The following is a 15,120-nucleotide window of genomic DNA, read 5'->3' as shown; positions in this document are numbered from 1 at the left end:
TCCACAGCACAAGATTATATCCAAAACTTTCATCCTGGATACAATTCTTGCCGGTCGCGAGGCGTCGATGCCGCGACTCCTATCGCCGGGGACGGATCAGTCCCTCGCGCCGCGCCGCCGCCAGCAACGACTTCTGGGTGTGCTGGATATGTTGCTGAAGCAGGCGCGCGGCTTTTTCGGCATTGCCCTGCTTGCACGCCTCCAGGATGTTCCAATGCTCCTCCTGGGGCCGCCTCTTGCCGGCGGCGAGCGAAACCTGCTCGCTGGTGAAACGGCCGATCTGCTCGACATTGCTCTCGATCATGCCGATCAGCTTGGGGCGATCGCAGGCGGCGTAGATGGCCTGGTGAAACTTCCAGTTCAGCCGCGGCCAGTTGCGCGGGTCTTCCTCCTGGTCGTAGAGGCGCAGATCCTCCTCCAGCGCCGCGATATCCTCTTCGGTCATGTTGGGGATGGCCAGCGTCAGCGCCCGGCACTCGAGCGCGATGCGGATATCCATCAATTCGAGCACGTCTTCCAGCGACAGATGGGTGACCACCGCGCCGCGATTGGGATGGATGCGGACCAGCCCCTCGGCCTCGAGCTTTTGCAGCGCCTCGCGGACCGGAATGCGGCTCGTGCCGAAGCGCTCGGCCAGGGCATCCTGGCGCAGCAGCGTGCCGCTCTCGAATTCGCCGCTCATGATCGCTTCGCGCAAGCCTTCGCGCACCAGTTCGGGCGCCGGGAGCTTCGGTTCGGAACTGGCGCCGCTGCGCCCGCGAGCTAAAGGACCTGTCATCGATCGGTGCATGTCTCGGTGTTGCCCAACAATGCCTAGCGATACAGCTTGATCGTGTCACCCTGGGCACGACCAAATCGACCGTCAGGCAGCGGTCTGGTCGAAAAACCTCGCCTAATTGGCCGCCATGCGGCTCTCGGCCGCAGGATCTTCGCCTTTCAGATCGGGGATCCGGAACAGATGGAAGCCCCGGAGGAATTCGCGGGTGCGCTCCTGGGTCGGGGCGACCAGCACCTGGTCGGGCGGGCCTTCTTCATGAATGACGCCCTGATGCAGGAAGACGACCTTGCTGGCGACGTTATAGGCGAAGCCCAGCTCATGGGTCACGACGATCATGGTCATCCGCTCCTCGCTCAGCTGGCGCATGACCATCAGCACCTCGCCGACCAGTTCCGGGTCGAGCGCGGAGGTGGCCTCGTCGAACAGCATGACGTCAGGCTCCATCGCCAGCGCCCGGGCGATGGCGACGCGCTGCTGCTGGCCGCCCGAAAGGCGGGCCGGATATTGCGTCGCCTTGTCGGCGATGCCGACCCGCTTGAGCTGGAAATGGGCGCGTTCGCGTGCCGCGTCCTTGGCGAGACCACGCAGCTTCATCGGCCCGACCATGATGTTCTGTTCGACCGTCAGGTGAGGAAACAGATTGAACTGCTGGAACACCATGCCGATATGGGTCCGCAATTCGTTCAGATCGCGGGCGCGGTAACCGACCTCGGGCGGGTTGGACCCCTCCTTGATCGTGCCGACGGGCTTGCCGCGAAAATGGACCCGGCCCGAGGTCGGCGGCTCGAGGAAATTGATGCATCGCAAAAGCGTGCTCTTGCCCGACCCGCTGGAGCCGAGCAGCACCACCGTCTCACCCTGGTTCACCGTGAGGTCGATGCCGCGCAGGACCTCGTGCTCACCGAAGGATTTGCGCAGGTCCGTGACTTTCAGAACTTCGGTCATCGCTCACTCACAGCTTAAATCTTCAGTTCCGCGCATTCATTGCCGCTTCGACACGGCGGGAGACCATGCTCAGGACGTAGAGAACGGCGATGAACAGCACCGATATGGCGGTATAGGCTTCGACCGGTCGGTATTCGGTGTCGCTGAGCTGCTTGGCGGCGTACATCAGCTCGGCATAGGCGATGGTCGAGGCGATGGCGGTCAGCTTGACCACCTCGATGGCTTCATTGGTGAAGGCCGGGATCATGCGGGTGACCGCCTGCGGCAGGATGAAATAGCGCATCTGATCGACATAGCCGAAGCCGAGTGCCTTCGCGGCCTCCCATTGGCCGCGCTCGACTGACTCGATGCCGCTCCGGTAGATCTCGCCGAAATAGGCGCTGGCATAGAGCGTCAGCGCGATGGCGGAGACGATGAACCGGTCGTTGTGAATGCCGGTCAGGATCGGGATCGCGAAGAAGCACCAGAAGACCAGCACCATGGCCGGAACGTTGCGGAACGCCTCGATCCAGACGGTGCCGACGAGGCGCAGCAGAACCGAGCGGGACGACTTGGCGGAGCCTGCGATCAGGCCGAGCGCCAGGCCGCCCAGGATGCTGGTCAAGGCGAGCTTGAGGGTGTTGACCAGGCCCGCTGCTATCACCGCCCAATTGCTGACGAGGAAGGAAAAGTCCCACTGATAGGTCATGGCCGGGCCCTCACGTCGCGACCGCCAGCCGGCGTTCCAGGAACGCGGCAAAGCGCGAGAGGGTGAAGATCAGGATGAAGAAGACGAGGCCGGTGACGGTGAAGGTCTCGATCGGCCGGTAGGTGTCGGAGGATATCCGGAACGCGACATAGACGATGTCGGTATAGGCGATGGCCGAGGCGAGCGTCGTCGTCTTCAGCATCAAGGTGGCCCGGGTGAAGAACACCGGCAGCATCCGCCTGACCGCCTGCGGCAGGATGATATGGCGCATGGCGACGGCGTCACTCATGCCGATCGCGCGGGCCGCCTCCCACTGCCCCCGGCTGATCGAGGTGATGCCGCCGCGAAAGACCTCGGCGAAATAGGCCGCGCCCTGCAATCCGATCGCCAGGAAGGCCGCCGTGAAAGCGGTGAAATCCAGATTGACCAGCATCGGGAACGCAAAAAAGAACCAGAAGATCAGGACCAGCGAGGCGGCGGTCCGGAAGAAGTCGATATAGACCAAGGCGAGGCCCGAGAGGGCGCGAGACCCCGACAGCCGGAAGATCGCCAGGAGCAGCCCCAGGGGGACGGCCAGAGCGAGGCAGGCCGCCGTGAGCTTCAGGGTGCCGAAGAGACCGATCGCCAGGCCGTCGAGATTGCGCCAGACCGGTCCGAAGTCCCATTGGTAGTTCATGTCAGGCTCCGTTTGCGGTCGGGCGGGCAGTGTCAGCGCCACTGGGGCCGGCTATCCACGACGTCTCTGTCTTGAATTCGTGGGTCCCCGGACCAAGCCCGGGGATGACGAGCGGCGGCGAACTGCCTGGATGGGAGTTCTCGAACAGGCGCTCAGCGCGGCCAGTTTTCCCGGCTGATCGGGGTCACTTGCGCCGGATCGAGGCCACGGAAGACCATGTATTGGTCGTAGATCTCCTGGGTCTTGCCGGCGTTGTAGTAGTAGCTGACCACGGTGGTGAGATAGTCGCGCCACCGGCGGTCCGGTTCGATGCGCAGCGCCGCGCCGGCGGCCACCGCGTTGATCGGCTTAGGCAGAAGCGTGTGGCCCGTCTTGAGCCGGCCGCGCGCAATGTCGGCGGTCGGCGCGGTGAGGCAGCCGGCATCGATCCTGTTGGCCTGGAAGGCGGCGATGACGGCGCCGTTGTCCTGGAAGCGCGTGATGGTCGCCTTCGGCAGGACCTTGCTGATGTACTGGTCCTGCGCGGTGCCGAGGCCCACCCCGATCCGGTATTTGGGATCGTTGAAGTCGGACCAGTTGGGTGCGGTGGCCGGCTCGCGGGCGAGCAGCGACAGCGGATACCAGAGCACCGGCGCCGGCGAGAAATCGATCGACAGGGCGCGCTGCGGAGTGGGGTCTAGAATGAACATCAGGTCGAACTGATTGGCCTGAAGGCCGGCGACGCCGTTGGCCCAGGTCGTCTCGACGATCTGCAGCTTCACGCCCATCGCATTGGCGATCTCCTGGCCGAGCAGCGGGCCGACGCCGCGCCAGAGATCCGGGCCGACCCGAACGCCGCCGGCCTCCTGCGTGCTGTTGGCGTCCTTGAAATACCAGGGCTCGCTGATGGCGGCGCCTAGGCGCAGGGTCTTGGTCTCCATGATCTGGTCCCAGGTCGACCGAGGCTGGCCCTGCGCCTGGGCCGTGCCCGATGCGAGGAGGGCCGGGACCGTGGCAAGCAGGGGCGGCAGAAGGAACAGGCTACGTCGCAGCATGAGCGCGGCTCGCGGTTGGAGGCATTTTCAGGAATGGATACAAAATCACAGAAATGGATACAAGATTGCGAAATCGATGCAAGGCTCTTTCGGGAGCCACGCCGATATGCGCGGGCCTGGAAGCGATGAAGCCTTGTGTGAGAGGTCTCATCCGGGCCGGGCCTTCAGTTCGCCTGGATGCCGGCTGCATCGACGACCGGTCGCCAGCGTCGCAATTCCGCGCGCAGCAAGGCGGCGGCTTCCGCCGGTGAACTGGCGCGGGCGGAGGCGCCGATCGCCTCCATCTTCCTGCGGGTCGCCTCCTCGGCGACGACGGCCGTGATCGCTTGGTTCAGTGTCTGGATCACCGCATCGGGTGTGCCCTGGGGGGCCATGAGCATCGTCCAGGACGTGCCGGCAAGCTCCGGCATCCCCACCTCGGCGACCGTCGGCAGGTCCGGCAGAATGTCCAGCCGCGCCGGCGTGGTCACGGCCAGCGCGCGGACCTTGCCGGCGCGAACCTGTTCGGACGCCGAGGCGATCTGGTCGAACATCACTTGCGCATGCCCGGCGACGACATCGAGCAGCGCCGGCCCGTTGCCGCGGTAAGGCACATGGGTCATGGCGGCGCCGGTCAGCACCTTGAACAGCTCGGCATAGAGATGGGTGGAGGTTCCGATGCCGCCGGAGGCGAAGCTCAGGGACCCGCCCGGCCGCTTCGACAGGTTCGTCAGGTCCGCCAGCGTGCGGGCTTCGACCGTGGGATTGACGATGATGATGTGGCCGGTCTCGAAGACCATCGAAACCGGCACCAGGCGATCGATGATGCTGGTGCCGGTGTTGCGGTAGATCAGAGGATTGACGCTGACCACGCCCATGGAGCCGATCAGCAGGCTGTATCCATCAGGCTCGGACTGGGCGACGCGGTTCGCGCCGATATTGCCGCCGGCGCCCGACACATTCTCCACGAAGAACCTTTGCTGCAGCTGGTGCTCGAGCCGCTCGGCCAGAATCCGGCTGAGCGCATCGGTGCCGCCGCCGGCCGGAAAGGGAACGACGATGCGGACCGGCCGATCGGGATAGGACTGTGCCCTAGCTGGTGCCCCGGCGACGGCGACAAGGACGGCGACCGCCGACGCGACAAACCTGACAACGCCCATTGTTTGGCTCCCGAAAGACCGCGACGGCGGCGGTGGCGGATGGAGGCAGGCGTGTTGTCCGCCCCTTCGATCCGCTGGCCTCGGATCATTTGATTGGATCCAAAATCAAGTCAAGTGGATAATATTTGCACGAAGTGCCTACAATGGCATCGCTCTTGGATATCGCCTCGGCGCACGCGAGACCGCGCCCTGAGGTCCGTCCACTTGCCGCGCCGGCGGACAAGGGATGGTTCGGGACGATCGGCGGAATCGCGGCTCTCATGCAGGTGGCCCGCCGCCCCGGCGAGGGGCGCGGGGTCGCCGGGATCGGGACCGGCCCGGGATTGCGTCCAGACAGCGCCGCCGGCCCAGGCCCTTGATCAGACGGCTGTGATGGCGGCTAGAGGAGATGGACGGCCCGCACCGCTGTCATTCCTGGCCCGTTCGGCCCTGAATGAATCGCCAGCAGACAAATGCACGACGTCACCCCCACGGCAAAGCAATTGCTTTGCCGTGGGGGTGACGGAGGAGCCTGCGACAGGGCTCCGGGAAACCTTGATCTCCGGCGCCCGCTCGCCGCATCAGCTGCTCAATGCGGCAGGCCGACATAGTTTTCCGAGAGCGAGGTCATCGCCGCCTTGGACGAGACGAGATAGGCGAGATCGGCTTCCTGGATGCGCTGGTCGAAACTGGTCGCCTGCGGGAAGCGGTGCAGCATTGTGGTCATCCACCAGGAAAAGCGCACGGCCTTCCAGATGCGGGCGAGCGCGCGCGCCGAATAGGCTTCGATCCCGGCCTGCGACCGCTCGCCGTAATGCTCGATCAGCGCCTCCGAGAGATAACGCACGTCGCTGACCGCGAGATTCAGCCCCTTGGCGCCGGTCGGCGGCACGATATGGGCGGCGTCGCCGACCAGGAACAGCCGGCCGAACCGCAGGGGCTCGGCGACGAAACTGCGCAGCGGCGCGATCGATTTCTCGAAGGAGGCGCCCGTGGTCACCCGCGCCGCGGAGGCCGGATCGAGCCTCATTCGCAATTCGTCCCAGAACCGCTGATCCGGCCAGTCCTCGACCCGGTCGTCGATCGGGCACTGGACGTAGTAGCGGCTGCGATGGGTCGAGCGCATCGAGCAGAGCGCGAAGCCGCGTGGCGAATTGGCATAGATCAGTTCGTAGTCGGCGGGGGGCACCTCGGCCAGGATGCCGAGCCAGCCGAAGGGATAGACCCGTTCATAGGTGGTCAGCGCGGCCGCCGGCACGCTGGCGCGTGAGACGCCGTGATAACCGTCGCAGCCGGCGATGAAATCGCAGGCGATCTCATGGGCCACGCCATCCTTCACATAGGTCACCTTCGGACTGGCGCCGGCGAAGTCATGCGGCGTGACCGCGTCGGCCTCATAGACCGTCCTGGCGCCATGGGCCTCGCGGGCATCCATCAGGTCGCGCGTCACCTCGGTCTGGCCATAGACGGTGACCGCCTTGCCGGTCAGCGCGGTCATGTCGATGCGGTGCAGGCTCTGGTCGAAGCAGAGCGAAATGCCGTGATGGACGAGGCCGTCCTCAGCCAGGCGGTCGCCGACGCCGACTGCGGTCAGCAAGTCGACCGTGCCCTGTTCGAGCACGCCGGCGCGCACCCGCGCCAGCACATAGTCCTTCGACTTGCGCTCCAGGACGATATTGTCGATCCCGGCCCGATCGAGGATCTGGCCGAGCAGCAGGCCCGAAGGGCCGGCGCCGATAATGACCACCTGGGTCCGTGTCACGCTCATGCTGTCAGCTCGTCCTGCAACCCGCCTTGCGACGGACAATGCCGGCCCGGCCCCGAAGGCCGGACCGCCGCTCTGGTGAAATCAGGAGACCAGCGCCCAGTTGCCGTCCTTCACCGTGATCAGCACGCGGGCGCGCTCGTCGACGCCGTAGCGGTCGGTCTCGGTGAAATTGAACACGCCCTGGCTCGCCTTGATGTCGCGCTCGGTGAGCATGGCCTTGCGGATCGCCTCGCGGAATTCGACCGTGCCGGGCTTCGCCTCCTTGATGGCGACCGGCACGACCCGCTTCAGCACCTCATAGGCGTCGAAGATATGGGCGCCGAACTGGGTGCGGGTGTCCTTGCCGAACTTCGCCTCATAGGCCGTGACATAGGCGAGCCCCGGGATCTTGGTCGCGGCGCTGTCGGGCAAGAGTTCCGGCGCGATGACCGGGCCGGAAGCCATGATCACGCCCTCGGCCGCGCGGCCGGCGATGCGGATGAAGTCGCGGGTCACCGCGCCGTGGGTGTGATAGATCGGCCCGGCATAGCCACGCTCCTTCAGCGCGATCTGCGGCAGCGCCGCGCCGGTGCCCGAACCTGCCACCAGCACCGCGTCGGGCCGGGTCGCGATGATCTTCAAGGTCTGGCCGGTTACCGAGGTGTCGGCGCGGGCGTAACGCTCGTCGGCCACCAGCTTCAGCCCGGCGGCCTCGCCCTGGGTCTTGAATTCGCGCAGCCACAGGTCGCCCCAGGAATCGGAAAAGCCGATCATCGCGATATTCCTGAGATTGGCGCGCTTCATGTGGTCGAACAGCGCCTTGGCCATCAGCGAGACCGGCTGCGGCATGACCACGCTCCACTTCTCGCGGCCCGCCGGCACCGGGATCGGCGCGAAGGAGAAATGCGGCACGCCGGTCTCGAAGGCGACATTGGAGACGGCGATGCCGGGCGGCGTGGTCGACGAGCCCATCAGCACGTCGACCTTGTCCTGGCTGACGAAACGGCGGGCATTGGTGGTCGCCGCGGTCGGGTCGCCGGCATCGTCGAGCACGATGGCATTGACCTTCACGCCGGCGATCTCGGTCGGCAGGATGTCGACCGTGTTGCGGATCGGCATGCCGAGCGCCGCCGCCGGGCCAGTGATGGAAATGGTGATGCCGAGGGTGATCTGCGGCGTCTGCGCCGCGGCGCGGCCGGTCAATCCGGCAAGGCCTGCGGCGGCGCCGCCGAGCAAGGTGGAGCGTCGGGTCAGTCGGGTCATGGTTTCCTCCCAGGGGATGTGACGGGCCGTCTTGTGGCGCGGCCTCTTCGGTGCATGTCGAAAGCGGTCAGTTCATCAGGGCGTCGACGATCTCCTGCGGCACCGGGCAGGACGTGATGCCGCCGCTTGCCGGATCGCGCTTGACCAGCACGCGCGTCTCGAAGCCCTCGATGGCCAGGATATCGCCTTTGAACACGCGGTGCAGAACCTCGAAGCTGGAGCGCTTGAACGCCGGAATGGTGGTCTCGATCACGATGTCCTCGCCGAACTTGGAGGGCTTCAGAAATTTGGCACGAGTATCAACTGTTGGATAGCCCACCACTTCGAAACGGGCGAGCATGGCCGGCTTCGGAAAGCCGGCGGCTTCCAGCAGACCGGCGGTCGCCGCGTCGAACATGCCGAAATAGCGCGGATACCAGACGATGCCGGCGGGGTCGCAATCGCCCCATTCGATGCGCACGGTGCGGCGGTTGATCAAGCCCATGATGTCCCCTCAGTGTGCCGTCGCCGGATTTTCGACGAGCATGGCGATACCCTGGCCGCCGCCGATACAGGCGGAGGCGATGCCGTAGCGCAGGCCCTTGTCGCGCAGCTCACGCGCCACGGTGACGGCCAGCCGGATGCCGGTCGCGCCCAGCGGATGGCCAATGGCGATGGCGCCGCCATTGACGTTGAGCTTCGCCTCGTCGAGGCCGAGTTCGCGGGCGCAGGCCATGGCCTGGGCGCCGAAAGCCTCGTTGATCTCGAAACGGTCGATGTCCTCGACACGAATGCCGGCCCTGGCCGCGACCGCCCGGATCGCCGGCACCGGGCCGATGCCCATGATGTCGGGCGGCACGCCGACGGCGGCGGAAGCGAGAATGCGGGCGAGCGGCGTCAGCCCGGCCCGGCGCGCATAGTCGGCGCCGGCGACGATGGCCGCGGCCGCGCCATCGACCACGGCGGAGGAATTGCCGCCGGTCTGGACACCGCCGAAGGCCGGGCGGATCCGGGCCAGCGCCTCCACCGAGGACGGCCGGATATGGCTGTCGACCGTCACCGCCTCGCCCTTCTTCAGGCGGATGCCGCGCGGCGCGAGGCCGTCGCGCTCGAAGATCTCGTCGGTCACCGGAACGATCTCGCCGGCCAGGAAGCCGCGCTCCTGGGCGTCGACCGCGCGCGCGAAGGAGCGCGCCGCATAGGCGTCGACCTGATCCCTGGTGATCTGATGGTGGCGGGCGAGGTTCTCCGCGGTGCCGCCCATGGTGACATTGGCGGCGGGATCGAGCAGGGCCTCCCAGAGGAAATCCTTGAACTCGACCTGGCCCATGCGGAAGCCGCCGCGATGGGTATAGGCAGCGACCGGATTGCGGCTCATCGATTCGGCGCCGACGCAGAGCGCCACCTCGGCGCGCCCGAGCTGAATGGCGTCCGCCGCCTGCCCCAGGACTTCGACACCGGTGCCGCAGACCCGCTGGACGAGATGCGCGGGCACCGCGACCGGCACGCCGGAATAGAGCCCGACATGGCGCGGCAGCATGTAGGCGTCGTAACTCGCCTGGGCCATGGAGCCGCAAATGACCGTGCCGACATCGTCGGCCGCGATGCCGGTGCGCGCCAGCACCGCGCGGCCGACCTTGATGCCGAGATCGATCGGCGAGACCAGGCCGAGCGCACCGTTATAGTCGATAAAGGGGGTGCGCAAGCCGTCGACCAGCACGACGTCGGACCAGGTTGAAACCAGGGGTTTGGCGCTCATCGAAACCTCATTGGGCAGCGTGGATGACCCGTGCCGAGGGCATGGGCGCATAGAGTTCGTCGACCAGGGCGGCGCGGAATTCGAGCACGGCGCGCTGGTTGATCGAGCCCTTGTCGGTGATTTCGCCGCGATCGATCGACGGCGGTGCGTCCATCAGGATGGCGCGGGCGACGCGGCTCGACGAGCCCGTGGCGGTCTTCGCCAAGGCCGCCAGGCGCGTCGCGAAGGCCGCGCGCAGCGCCGGGTCGGCGGTGATCGCGGCGAGGTCGGTGACACCGGCCAGATGCGGACAGACGGCGCGGACCCCGTCGAGATCCAGGATGACGATGGCGGCCAGGTCCTGGCGGTCGATGCCGGCGATGACGGCATCGCGCACCAGCGGCGCGCAGGCGGCGACCAGCCTGGCGCGCAGCGGCCCGACGCTGACCCAGGTGCCGGTCGCCAGCTTGAAATCCTCGGAGATGCGGCCGTCGAAATCGAACCCCTTGGAAAAATCGGCGGGATCGACCGGCTTCAGCGCGTCGCCGAACTTGTAGAAACCCTCGTCGTCGAAAGACTTGGCGGTGACCTCGGGCTGGCGCCAGTAGCCGGGCGTGACGTTCGGCCCGCGCACCCTGACCTCGAGCTTGTCGCCCGACGGCACGAGCTTGATCTCGTTGCCGGCGACCGGCAGGCCGACATGGCCGGAGCGGCTGGTCTCGGGCGTCACCGACATGCAGAAGGGCGCGGTCTCGGTGGCGCCGAGCCCGGTCAGCATGGGGATGCGCGCGCCGGTCTCGGCGACCGCGATGTCGTCGAGCGCGTCCCAGACGTGGCGCGCCAATGATGCGCCGGCAAAGAACATGCAGTTCAGCCGCGAGAAGAAGGTCCGGCGCAGGCCGGCATCGGCCCGGAGATAGGCGACCAGCGCCTCGTAACCCTTGGGCACGTTGAAATAGACCGTCGGCGCGATCTCGCGCAGGTTCCTGACGGTGGCCTCGATGCCGCCGGGCATCGGCCTGCCGTCGTCGATATGGAGCGAGCCGCCGTTGAACAGGACCAGGCCGACATTGTGATTGCCGCCGAACGTGTGGTTCCACGGCAGCCAGTCGATGATGACCGGCGGCTCCTCCTTCAGGAAGGCCAGCGTCTCGCGCAGCATGACCTGGTTGGCGCAGAGCATGCGCTGGGTGTTGACGACCGCCTTGGGCATGCCGGTCGAGCCGGAGGTCAGCAGGAATTTCGCGATGGTGTCCGCCGTCACCGCGGCCTTGGCGGCATCGACCCGCGCCTCGTCGGTCGCGGCGGCCAGGGCGGCGAGCGGCGTCACGGCGCGCCCGGCGATCTCGCCCTGCGAGACCACGACCTCGGTGCCGTCGGGCACGGTCGCGCGGATGGCCGCGGCAAAAGGCCCGGCGGTGTCGGCGAAGACGAGTCCGGGCGTCAGCAGGTCGACCGCGTGCCTGAGCTTGCCGAAATCCTTCGACACCAGCGAATAGGCCGGCGAGACCGGGCAGAAGGGTATGCCGGCATGAAGCGCGGCCAGCGCCAGCATGGCATGGTCGATGGCATTGCCCGACAGGATCACCAGCGGACGCTCGGCCGACAGGCCGCGCTTCAGAAGCGCGGTGGCCATGGCGCGCGCGGTTGCCCGCGCCGCGGCATAGGTCACGCTGCGCCAGCCGGTCTCGCCGGCGCGCTCGGCCAGGAAGACCCGGTCCGGCGCGGCGGCGGCCCAATGGTCGAGGCGGTCCGACAGGCGCTCGGGATAGGCGGCGAGCGGCTGGCGCGGCCTGAGCAACAGGGCGCCATCGGGCCGATGCTCGACATCGACCGCCGTGTCGCCGAACCGGATCGCGCGCAACGGATGCGCCGCAACGGCCATCATGCCGTATTCTCCCTCTGGTGATGGTCACAGGCGCCCTCTTGGCGGGGCGCTTCGGATCTCCGCGTCCGGTCAGCCGGGCCGGACCTTGCCCGCCTTCTTGGTCAGGAAGGCCTGGATGCGGCTCTTCGCCTCGCGGTCGTTCTGGGCCACCGCCGCCATCAGCGATTCCATCAGGAGGCCGGCCTGCGGGTCGCTGTCGGCAATGCGCGGCAGCGCCTGCACCACGGCGAAATTGGTCATCGGCGCATTGCCCGCGACCTTCACGGCGAGTTCGCGCGCCGTCCGCAGCCCCTGGCCGTCCTCGGCCAGATATTGCGAGAAGCCGAGCGGCACGCCCTCTTCCGCGCCATAGGTGCGCCCGGTCAGCATCATATCGGCCATGCGGGCGACCCCGATCAGGCGCGGCAGCCGGACCGAGCCGCCGCCGCCGACGAAGATGCCGCGCTGGCCTTCGGGCAGGGCGTAGAAGGCGCTCCGCTCGGCGACCCGGATATGGCAGGCCGCGGCGAGTTCCAGGCCGCCGCCGATGACCGCACCCTGCAGGGCCGCGATGACAGGAACCGGGCCGAACTGGATCCGGTCGAAGGCCCGGTGCCACAGGCGCGAATGCATCAGGCCTTCGGTGGTGTCGCGCTCGGTCAATTCGGAGAGATCGAGACCGGCGCAGAAATGCTCGCCGACGCCATGGATCAGCGCGACCCGGACGCCCGAGGGGACCGCCTGGAAACAGGCATCGAGCGCCAGGATGGTGGCATCGTCGAGGGCGTTGCGCTTGAGCGGCCGGTTGATGCCGACCGTCATCACGCCACCGGCGATCGCGACGGCCAGCGGCCCTGAATCCGGCTGGGCACGAGCGGTTGCGGTCTTGGCCATCGGCGAACTCCAGGTGCGATATAACAATTATATTGCATAACTAATTGGCCATGGCAAGCGACCGCGGGTGGTGGCGTTTGGCGGTCATCGATGGGGGCGAGAAGGATTGTCTGGCGGGCCTAGGATGAGATGGCTTCGTATTGAAGTGCACGGCACCATGGTTGGCCGTCCTTCGAGCTCTTGCGAGCCTCGAAGGACGGCCAACCATGGTGCAACGCCCCGATCCAGCCCGATCGGGTTCAGCCCGGCCGGTCGCGCCTGGCCCGGAACGCCGAGGGTGGCTCCGGTTGATCCAGCCGGAAGATCGCCTCGGCGATCCCCGCAACGGCGGCGGCCTCGTGCCGGTCCTTGTCGGTCGGCAGCAGCACCGCCACCTGCCGGACGCCGAGGTCACGCAGCTGGAACGGCGTGCCGTGGCCGAATTCGAGATGGCCGCGGCCAATGATACCGACCACCAGCGGCGGATCGGGTTCGTCCAGCGCACGGGCGATGTTGCAGGCGAAGGCCCGGTCCCAGGTCTGCTGCGCGCGGACGAAACGATCGAAGGCCGGGTCCTGGGCATTGGTGGCCGTGCGTGCCGGACCGCCGCCGCCGGTGATGGCGAAGAGGTAGTCGCGATAGGCCGGCGTTGCCGGCGCCGCCGGGGTCAGCCCGTCACGTTCGTCCTCGGGGATCGCCGCCCAGCCCTCCTTGCCGACCCGCGTCACCAGCGGCCGGTGGCAGTTCAGCGCCAGCATGCGGACGCGTTGCTGCCGGCAGAAATGGAACAGCGGCAGGTAGAGCTCGGGATCGAAACCCCAGACCTCGTGCCATCGCACCGCCTCCAGAAAAGCCGCGGTGGAATAGGCTCCCGCCACCCAGAGGTCGAGCTCAGGCTGCAGGCGGCGCGGAAACATCTCGTAGCCGACCGCCAGGTTGGGCCTCAGCCCATGCAGGTAGGTCGCGACATGCAGCTGCCAGCGATGGATCTCGGCGACATCGTGGGTCTCGCCGAGCAGCACCACCTGATGCGCGGTCATGGCCCGCATCAGGTCGGCCTGGTCGCGCAGGTGTCCGGTCGAGGGGTCGAGCCAGCTGGCACGCGGGTGCTGGAACAGGGTCATGGCGGTCGAAACTCGCGATCGGGAGGAAAGGCCTGTCCGGATCGCTTGACGGCGCCGTGGACGCTCCCCGCTAAGGCGACTATTCGCGCCGCCGCGTCAAGGCGGCGGGTTGTCCGGGGCCGCGGCCGGAACCAGGACGGGCATGCCGCGTTGATCCGGAACCCGTTCGCACCGCGCTCGCGAACCGTTGACGAGAAGGACAGAGGTCATCGTGATGGCATCCGGCTCCGGCCGCTTCGGCTCCTGGATACCGGTGTCGCCGATGATCATGCTGGTCATGGCGGGGCTGCTGACGGTCACGGGGTTGGCGTCGCCGGCCGAGGCTGCGCGCAGGTCCCGTTGGCAGTCGCGTCCGCCGCCAGCGCTGCAGCCCGTGCCGCTGCCGATGCCAAGGCCACCGGAGGCGCCGCCCGCCGCCGCCGCCACCGCTCCAGCGCCGCCGGCGGCACCGCCGACACCGCCGGCCGTCCCGGCGCCGTCAGCCAAGCCCGAGGACGCCGCGCCGCCGGCGGCGGCCGCGACCGCCGCCTGCCTCGATCGCCTGCGCGACCTCGGCGTCCGCTTCACCACCGCGCCGGCGCCCGCGCCGGCCGCGAGCGTCTGCGCCATCGCGACGCCGGTGCGCCTCGACACCCTCGATCTCGGCGCGGGACAGGTGCTGGACCTGCCGGATCGCCCGCTGGTCGATTGTCCTTTCGCCGAGACGCTCGCCCTGTTCGCCCGCGACCTGCTGGCGCCGCTGGCCAAAAGCCAGTTCGAGACCCGCCTCATGCGGCTCGGCACCGGCCCTGGCTTCGAATGCCGGCCGCGCAACCGCGTCGCCGGCGCCCGGATCAGTTCCCATGGCCAGGGCCGCGCCATCGACATCGCCTGGCTCGGCCTTGCCGATAACCGGCGCATCGTCATCGAGCGGCCGGCCGACGAGGCTCAGAGGCGTTTCATCGGCGCCATCCGCCGCGCGGCCTGCGGCTGGTTCACCACCGTGCTCGGCCCGGGCTCGAACGCGGCCCATGCCAACCATCTGCATTTCGACCGCGAGCCGAGAGGGCGCAACGGTGAATCGCGGCTTTGCGAGTAGGGCGAGGGGCCTGAGGAACTGCGGGAGAACGCCATCCCGGCGGTTCGCCGCCAGGCGTCGTCTCAGGTCTGGGCTCGGGGGTTTGCGCAGATCTCAGAAATCTTCGTCTTCTGAGTGCTTTGCGCGGCGACTTGCCGTCCTTCGAGGTTCGCGCCGGAACCACCATCCTCACCTCTCCCCGGCGGGGAGAGGTCGACCTTGAGCGCAGCGAA

Annotated in this window: 14 protein-coding genes; 1 reads left to right on the top strand and 13 read right to left on the bottom strand. The window is 67.5% G+C overall.

Annotated features, from left to right (window positions below; all coding sequences use genetic code 11):
* Positions 1 to 79 precede the first annotated feature (79 nt).
* From AC07WJ_RS12330 to AC07WJ_RS12270, 13 genes are all read right to left on the bottom strand, one after another.
* Positions 80 to 790 (bottom strand): GntR family transcriptional regulator, encoded by a 711-nt coding sequence (locus AC07WJ_RS12330; protein WP_494934887.1) that lies wholly within the window; start codon positions 788 to 790, stop codon positions 80 to 82.
* Positions 791 to 892: 102 nt separating this feature from the next.
* The gene (locus AC07WJ_RS12325) at positions 893 to 1,723 is read right to left on the bottom strand and encodes an amino acid ABC transporter ATP-binding protein (protein WP_494934886.1); all 831 of its coding nucleotides are present in this window, start codon (positions 1,721 to 1,723) and stop codon (positions 893 to 895) included.
* 22 nt (positions 1,724 to 1,745) lie between these two features.
* Entirely contained in the window at positions 1,746 to 2,411 is a 666-nt protein-coding gene (locus AC07WJ_RS12320; RefSeq protein ID WP_494934885.1) for an amino acid ABC transporter permease, read from the bottom strand.
* A 10-nt stretch (positions 2,412 to 2,421) separates the two neighbouring features.
* Positions 2,422 to 3,087, bottom strand: a complete 666-nt coding sequence (locus AC07WJ_RS12315; RefSeq protein ID WP_494934884.1) for an amino acid ABC transporter permease — start codon at positions 3,085 to 3,087, stop codon at positions 2,422 to 2,424.
* 152 nt (positions 3,088 to 3,239) lie between these two features.
* On the bottom strand, positions 3,240 to 4,121 hold the full coding sequence (locus tag AC07WJ_RS12310) for a transporter substrate-binding domain-containing protein (RefSeq protein ID WP_494934883.1): 882 nt from the start codon (positions 4,119 to 4,121) through the stop codon (positions 3,240 to 3,242).
* A 164-nt stretch (positions 4,122 to 4,285) separates the two neighbouring features.
* The gene (locus AC07WJ_RS12305; protein WP_494934882.1) at positions 4,286 to 5,260 is read right to left on the bottom strand and encodes a Bug family tripartite tricarboxylate transporter substrate binding protein; all 975 of its coding nucleotides are present in this window, start codon (positions 5,258 to 5,260) and stop codon (positions 4,286 to 4,288) included.
* A gap of 568 nt (positions 5,261 to 5,828) precedes the next feature.
* Positions 5,829 to 7,007 (bottom strand): 4-hydroxybenzoate 3-monooxygenase, encoded by a 1,179-nt coding sequence (gene pobA / locus AC07WJ_RS12300; RefSeq protein ID WP_494934881.1) that lies wholly within the window; start codon positions 7,005 to 7,007, stop codon positions 5,829 to 5,831.
* Between the two features lie 81 nt (positions 7,008 to 7,088).
* On the bottom strand, positions 7,089 to 8,249 hold the full coding sequence (locus AC07WJ_RS12295; RefSeq protein WP_494934880.1) for an ABC transporter substrate-binding protein: 1,161 nt from the start codon (positions 8,247 to 8,249) through the stop codon (positions 7,089 to 7,091).
* Between the two features lie 67 nt (positions 8,250 to 8,316).
* Positions 8,317 to 8,733 (bottom strand): acyl-CoA thioesterase, encoded by a 417-nt coding sequence (locus tag AC07WJ_RS12290; protein ID WP_494934879.1) that lies wholly within the window; start codon positions 8,731 to 8,733, stop codon positions 8,317 to 8,319.
* A 9-nt stretch (positions 8,734 to 8,742) separates the two neighbouring features.
* On the bottom strand, positions 8,743 to 9,987 hold the full coding sequence (locus AC07WJ_RS12285) for a thiolase family protein (protein WP_494934878.1): 1,245 nt from the start codon (positions 9,985 to 9,987) through the stop codon (positions 8,743 to 8,745).
* 7 nt (positions 9,988 to 9,994) lie between these two features.
* The gene (locus AC07WJ_RS12280) at positions 9,995 to 11,854 is read right to left on the bottom strand and encodes a feruloyl-CoA synthase (protein WP_494934877.1); all 1,860 of its coding nucleotides are present in this window, start codon (positions 11,852 to 11,854) and stop codon (positions 9,995 to 9,997) included.
* Between the two features lie 69 nt (positions 11,855 to 11,923).
* Positions 11,924 to 12,727 carry a crotonase/enoyl-CoA hydratase family protein gene (locus tag AC07WJ_RS12275; RefSeq protein ID WP_494934876.1) on the bottom strand — a complete coding sequence of 268 codons (804 nt, stop codon included), beginning with the start codon at positions 12,725 to 12,727 and terminating at the stop codon, positions 11,924 to 11,926.
* A gap of 239 nt (positions 12,728 to 12,966) precedes the next feature.
* Entirely contained in the window at positions 12,967 to 13,830 is an 864-nt protein-coding gene (locus AC07WJ_RS12270; RefSeq protein WP_494934875.1) for a ChaN family lipoprotein, read from the bottom strand.
* Positions 13,831 to 14,044: 214 nt separating this feature from the next.
* Here AC07WJ_RS12270 and AC07WJ_RS12265 point away from each other — a divergent pair, with 214 nt between their 5' ends.
* The gene (locus AC07WJ_RS12265; RefSeq protein WP_494934874.1) at positions 14,045 to 14,908 is read left to right on the top strand and encodes an extensin family protein; all 864 of its coding nucleotides are present in this window, start codon (positions 14,045 to 14,047) and stop codon (positions 14,906 to 14,908) included.
* Positions 14,909 to 15,120 lie beyond the last annotated feature (212 nt).

It is taken from the genome of Phreatobacter sp. GW821-FHT04C01 (assembly GCF_059420385.1).
Note: the sequence above shows the minus strand (reverse complement) of the source record. Positions and strands in the feature narration are given on the sequence as shown.

Bases quoted from the DNA above. Each gene is read 5' to 3' on its own strand.
- AC07WJ_RS12330 (WP_494934887.1), bottom strand. From the start codon at position 790: ATGCACCGATCGATGACAGGTCCTTTAGCTCGCGGGCGCAGCGGCGCC.
- AC07WJ_RS12325 (WP_494934886.1), bottom strand. From the start codon at position 1,723: ATGACCGAAGTTCTGAAAGTCACGGACCTGCGCAAATCCTTCGGTGAG.
- AC07WJ_RS12320 (WP_494934885.1), bottom strand. From the start codon at position 2,411: ATGACCTATCAGTGGGACTTTTCCTTCCTCGTCAGCAATTGGGCGGTG.
- AC07WJ_RS12315 (WP_494934884.1), bottom strand. From the start codon at position 3,087: ATGAACTACCAATGGGACTTCGGACCGGTCTGGCGCAATCTCGACGGC.
- AC07WJ_RS12310 (WP_494934883.1), bottom strand. From the start codon at position 4,121: ATGCTGCGACGTAGCCTGTTCCTTCTGCCGCCCCTGCTTGCCACGGTC.
- AC07WJ_RS12305 (WP_494934882.1), bottom strand. From the start codon at position 5,260: ATGGGCGTTGTCAGGTTTGTCGCGTCGGCGGTCGCCGTCCTTGTCGCC.
- pobA (WP_494934881.1), bottom strand. From the start codon at position 7,007: ATGAGCGTGACACGGACCCAGGTGGTCATTATCGGCGCCGGCCCTTCG.
- AC07WJ_RS12295 (WP_494934880.1), bottom strand. From the start codon at position 8,249: ATGACCCGACTGACCCGACGCTCCACCTTGCTCGGCGGCGCCGCCGCA.
- AC07WJ_RS12290 (WP_494934879.1), bottom strand. From the start codon at position 8,733: ATGGGCTTGATCAACCGCCGCACCGTGCGCATCGAATGGGGCGATTGC.
- AC07WJ_RS12285 (WP_494934878.1), bottom strand. From the start codon at position 9,987: ATGAGCGCCAAACCCCTGGTTTCAACCTGGTCCGACGTCGTGCTGGTC.
- AC07WJ_RS12280 (WP_494934877.1), bottom strand. From the start codon at position 11,854: ATGATGGCCGTTGCGGCGCATCCGTTGCGCGCGATCCGGTTCGGCGAC.
- AC07WJ_RS12275 (WP_494934876.1), bottom strand. From the start codon at position 12,727: ATGGCCAAGACCGCAACCGCTCGTGCCCAGCCGGATTCAGGGCCGCTG.
- AC07WJ_RS12270 (WP_494934875.1), bottom strand. From the start codon at position 13,830: ATGACCCTGTTCCAGCACCCGCGTGCCAGCTGGCTCGACCCCTCGACC.
- AC07WJ_RS12265 (WP_494934874.1), top strand. From the start codon at position 14,045: ATGGCATCCGGCTCCGGCCGCTTCGGCTCCTGGATACCGGTGTCGCCG.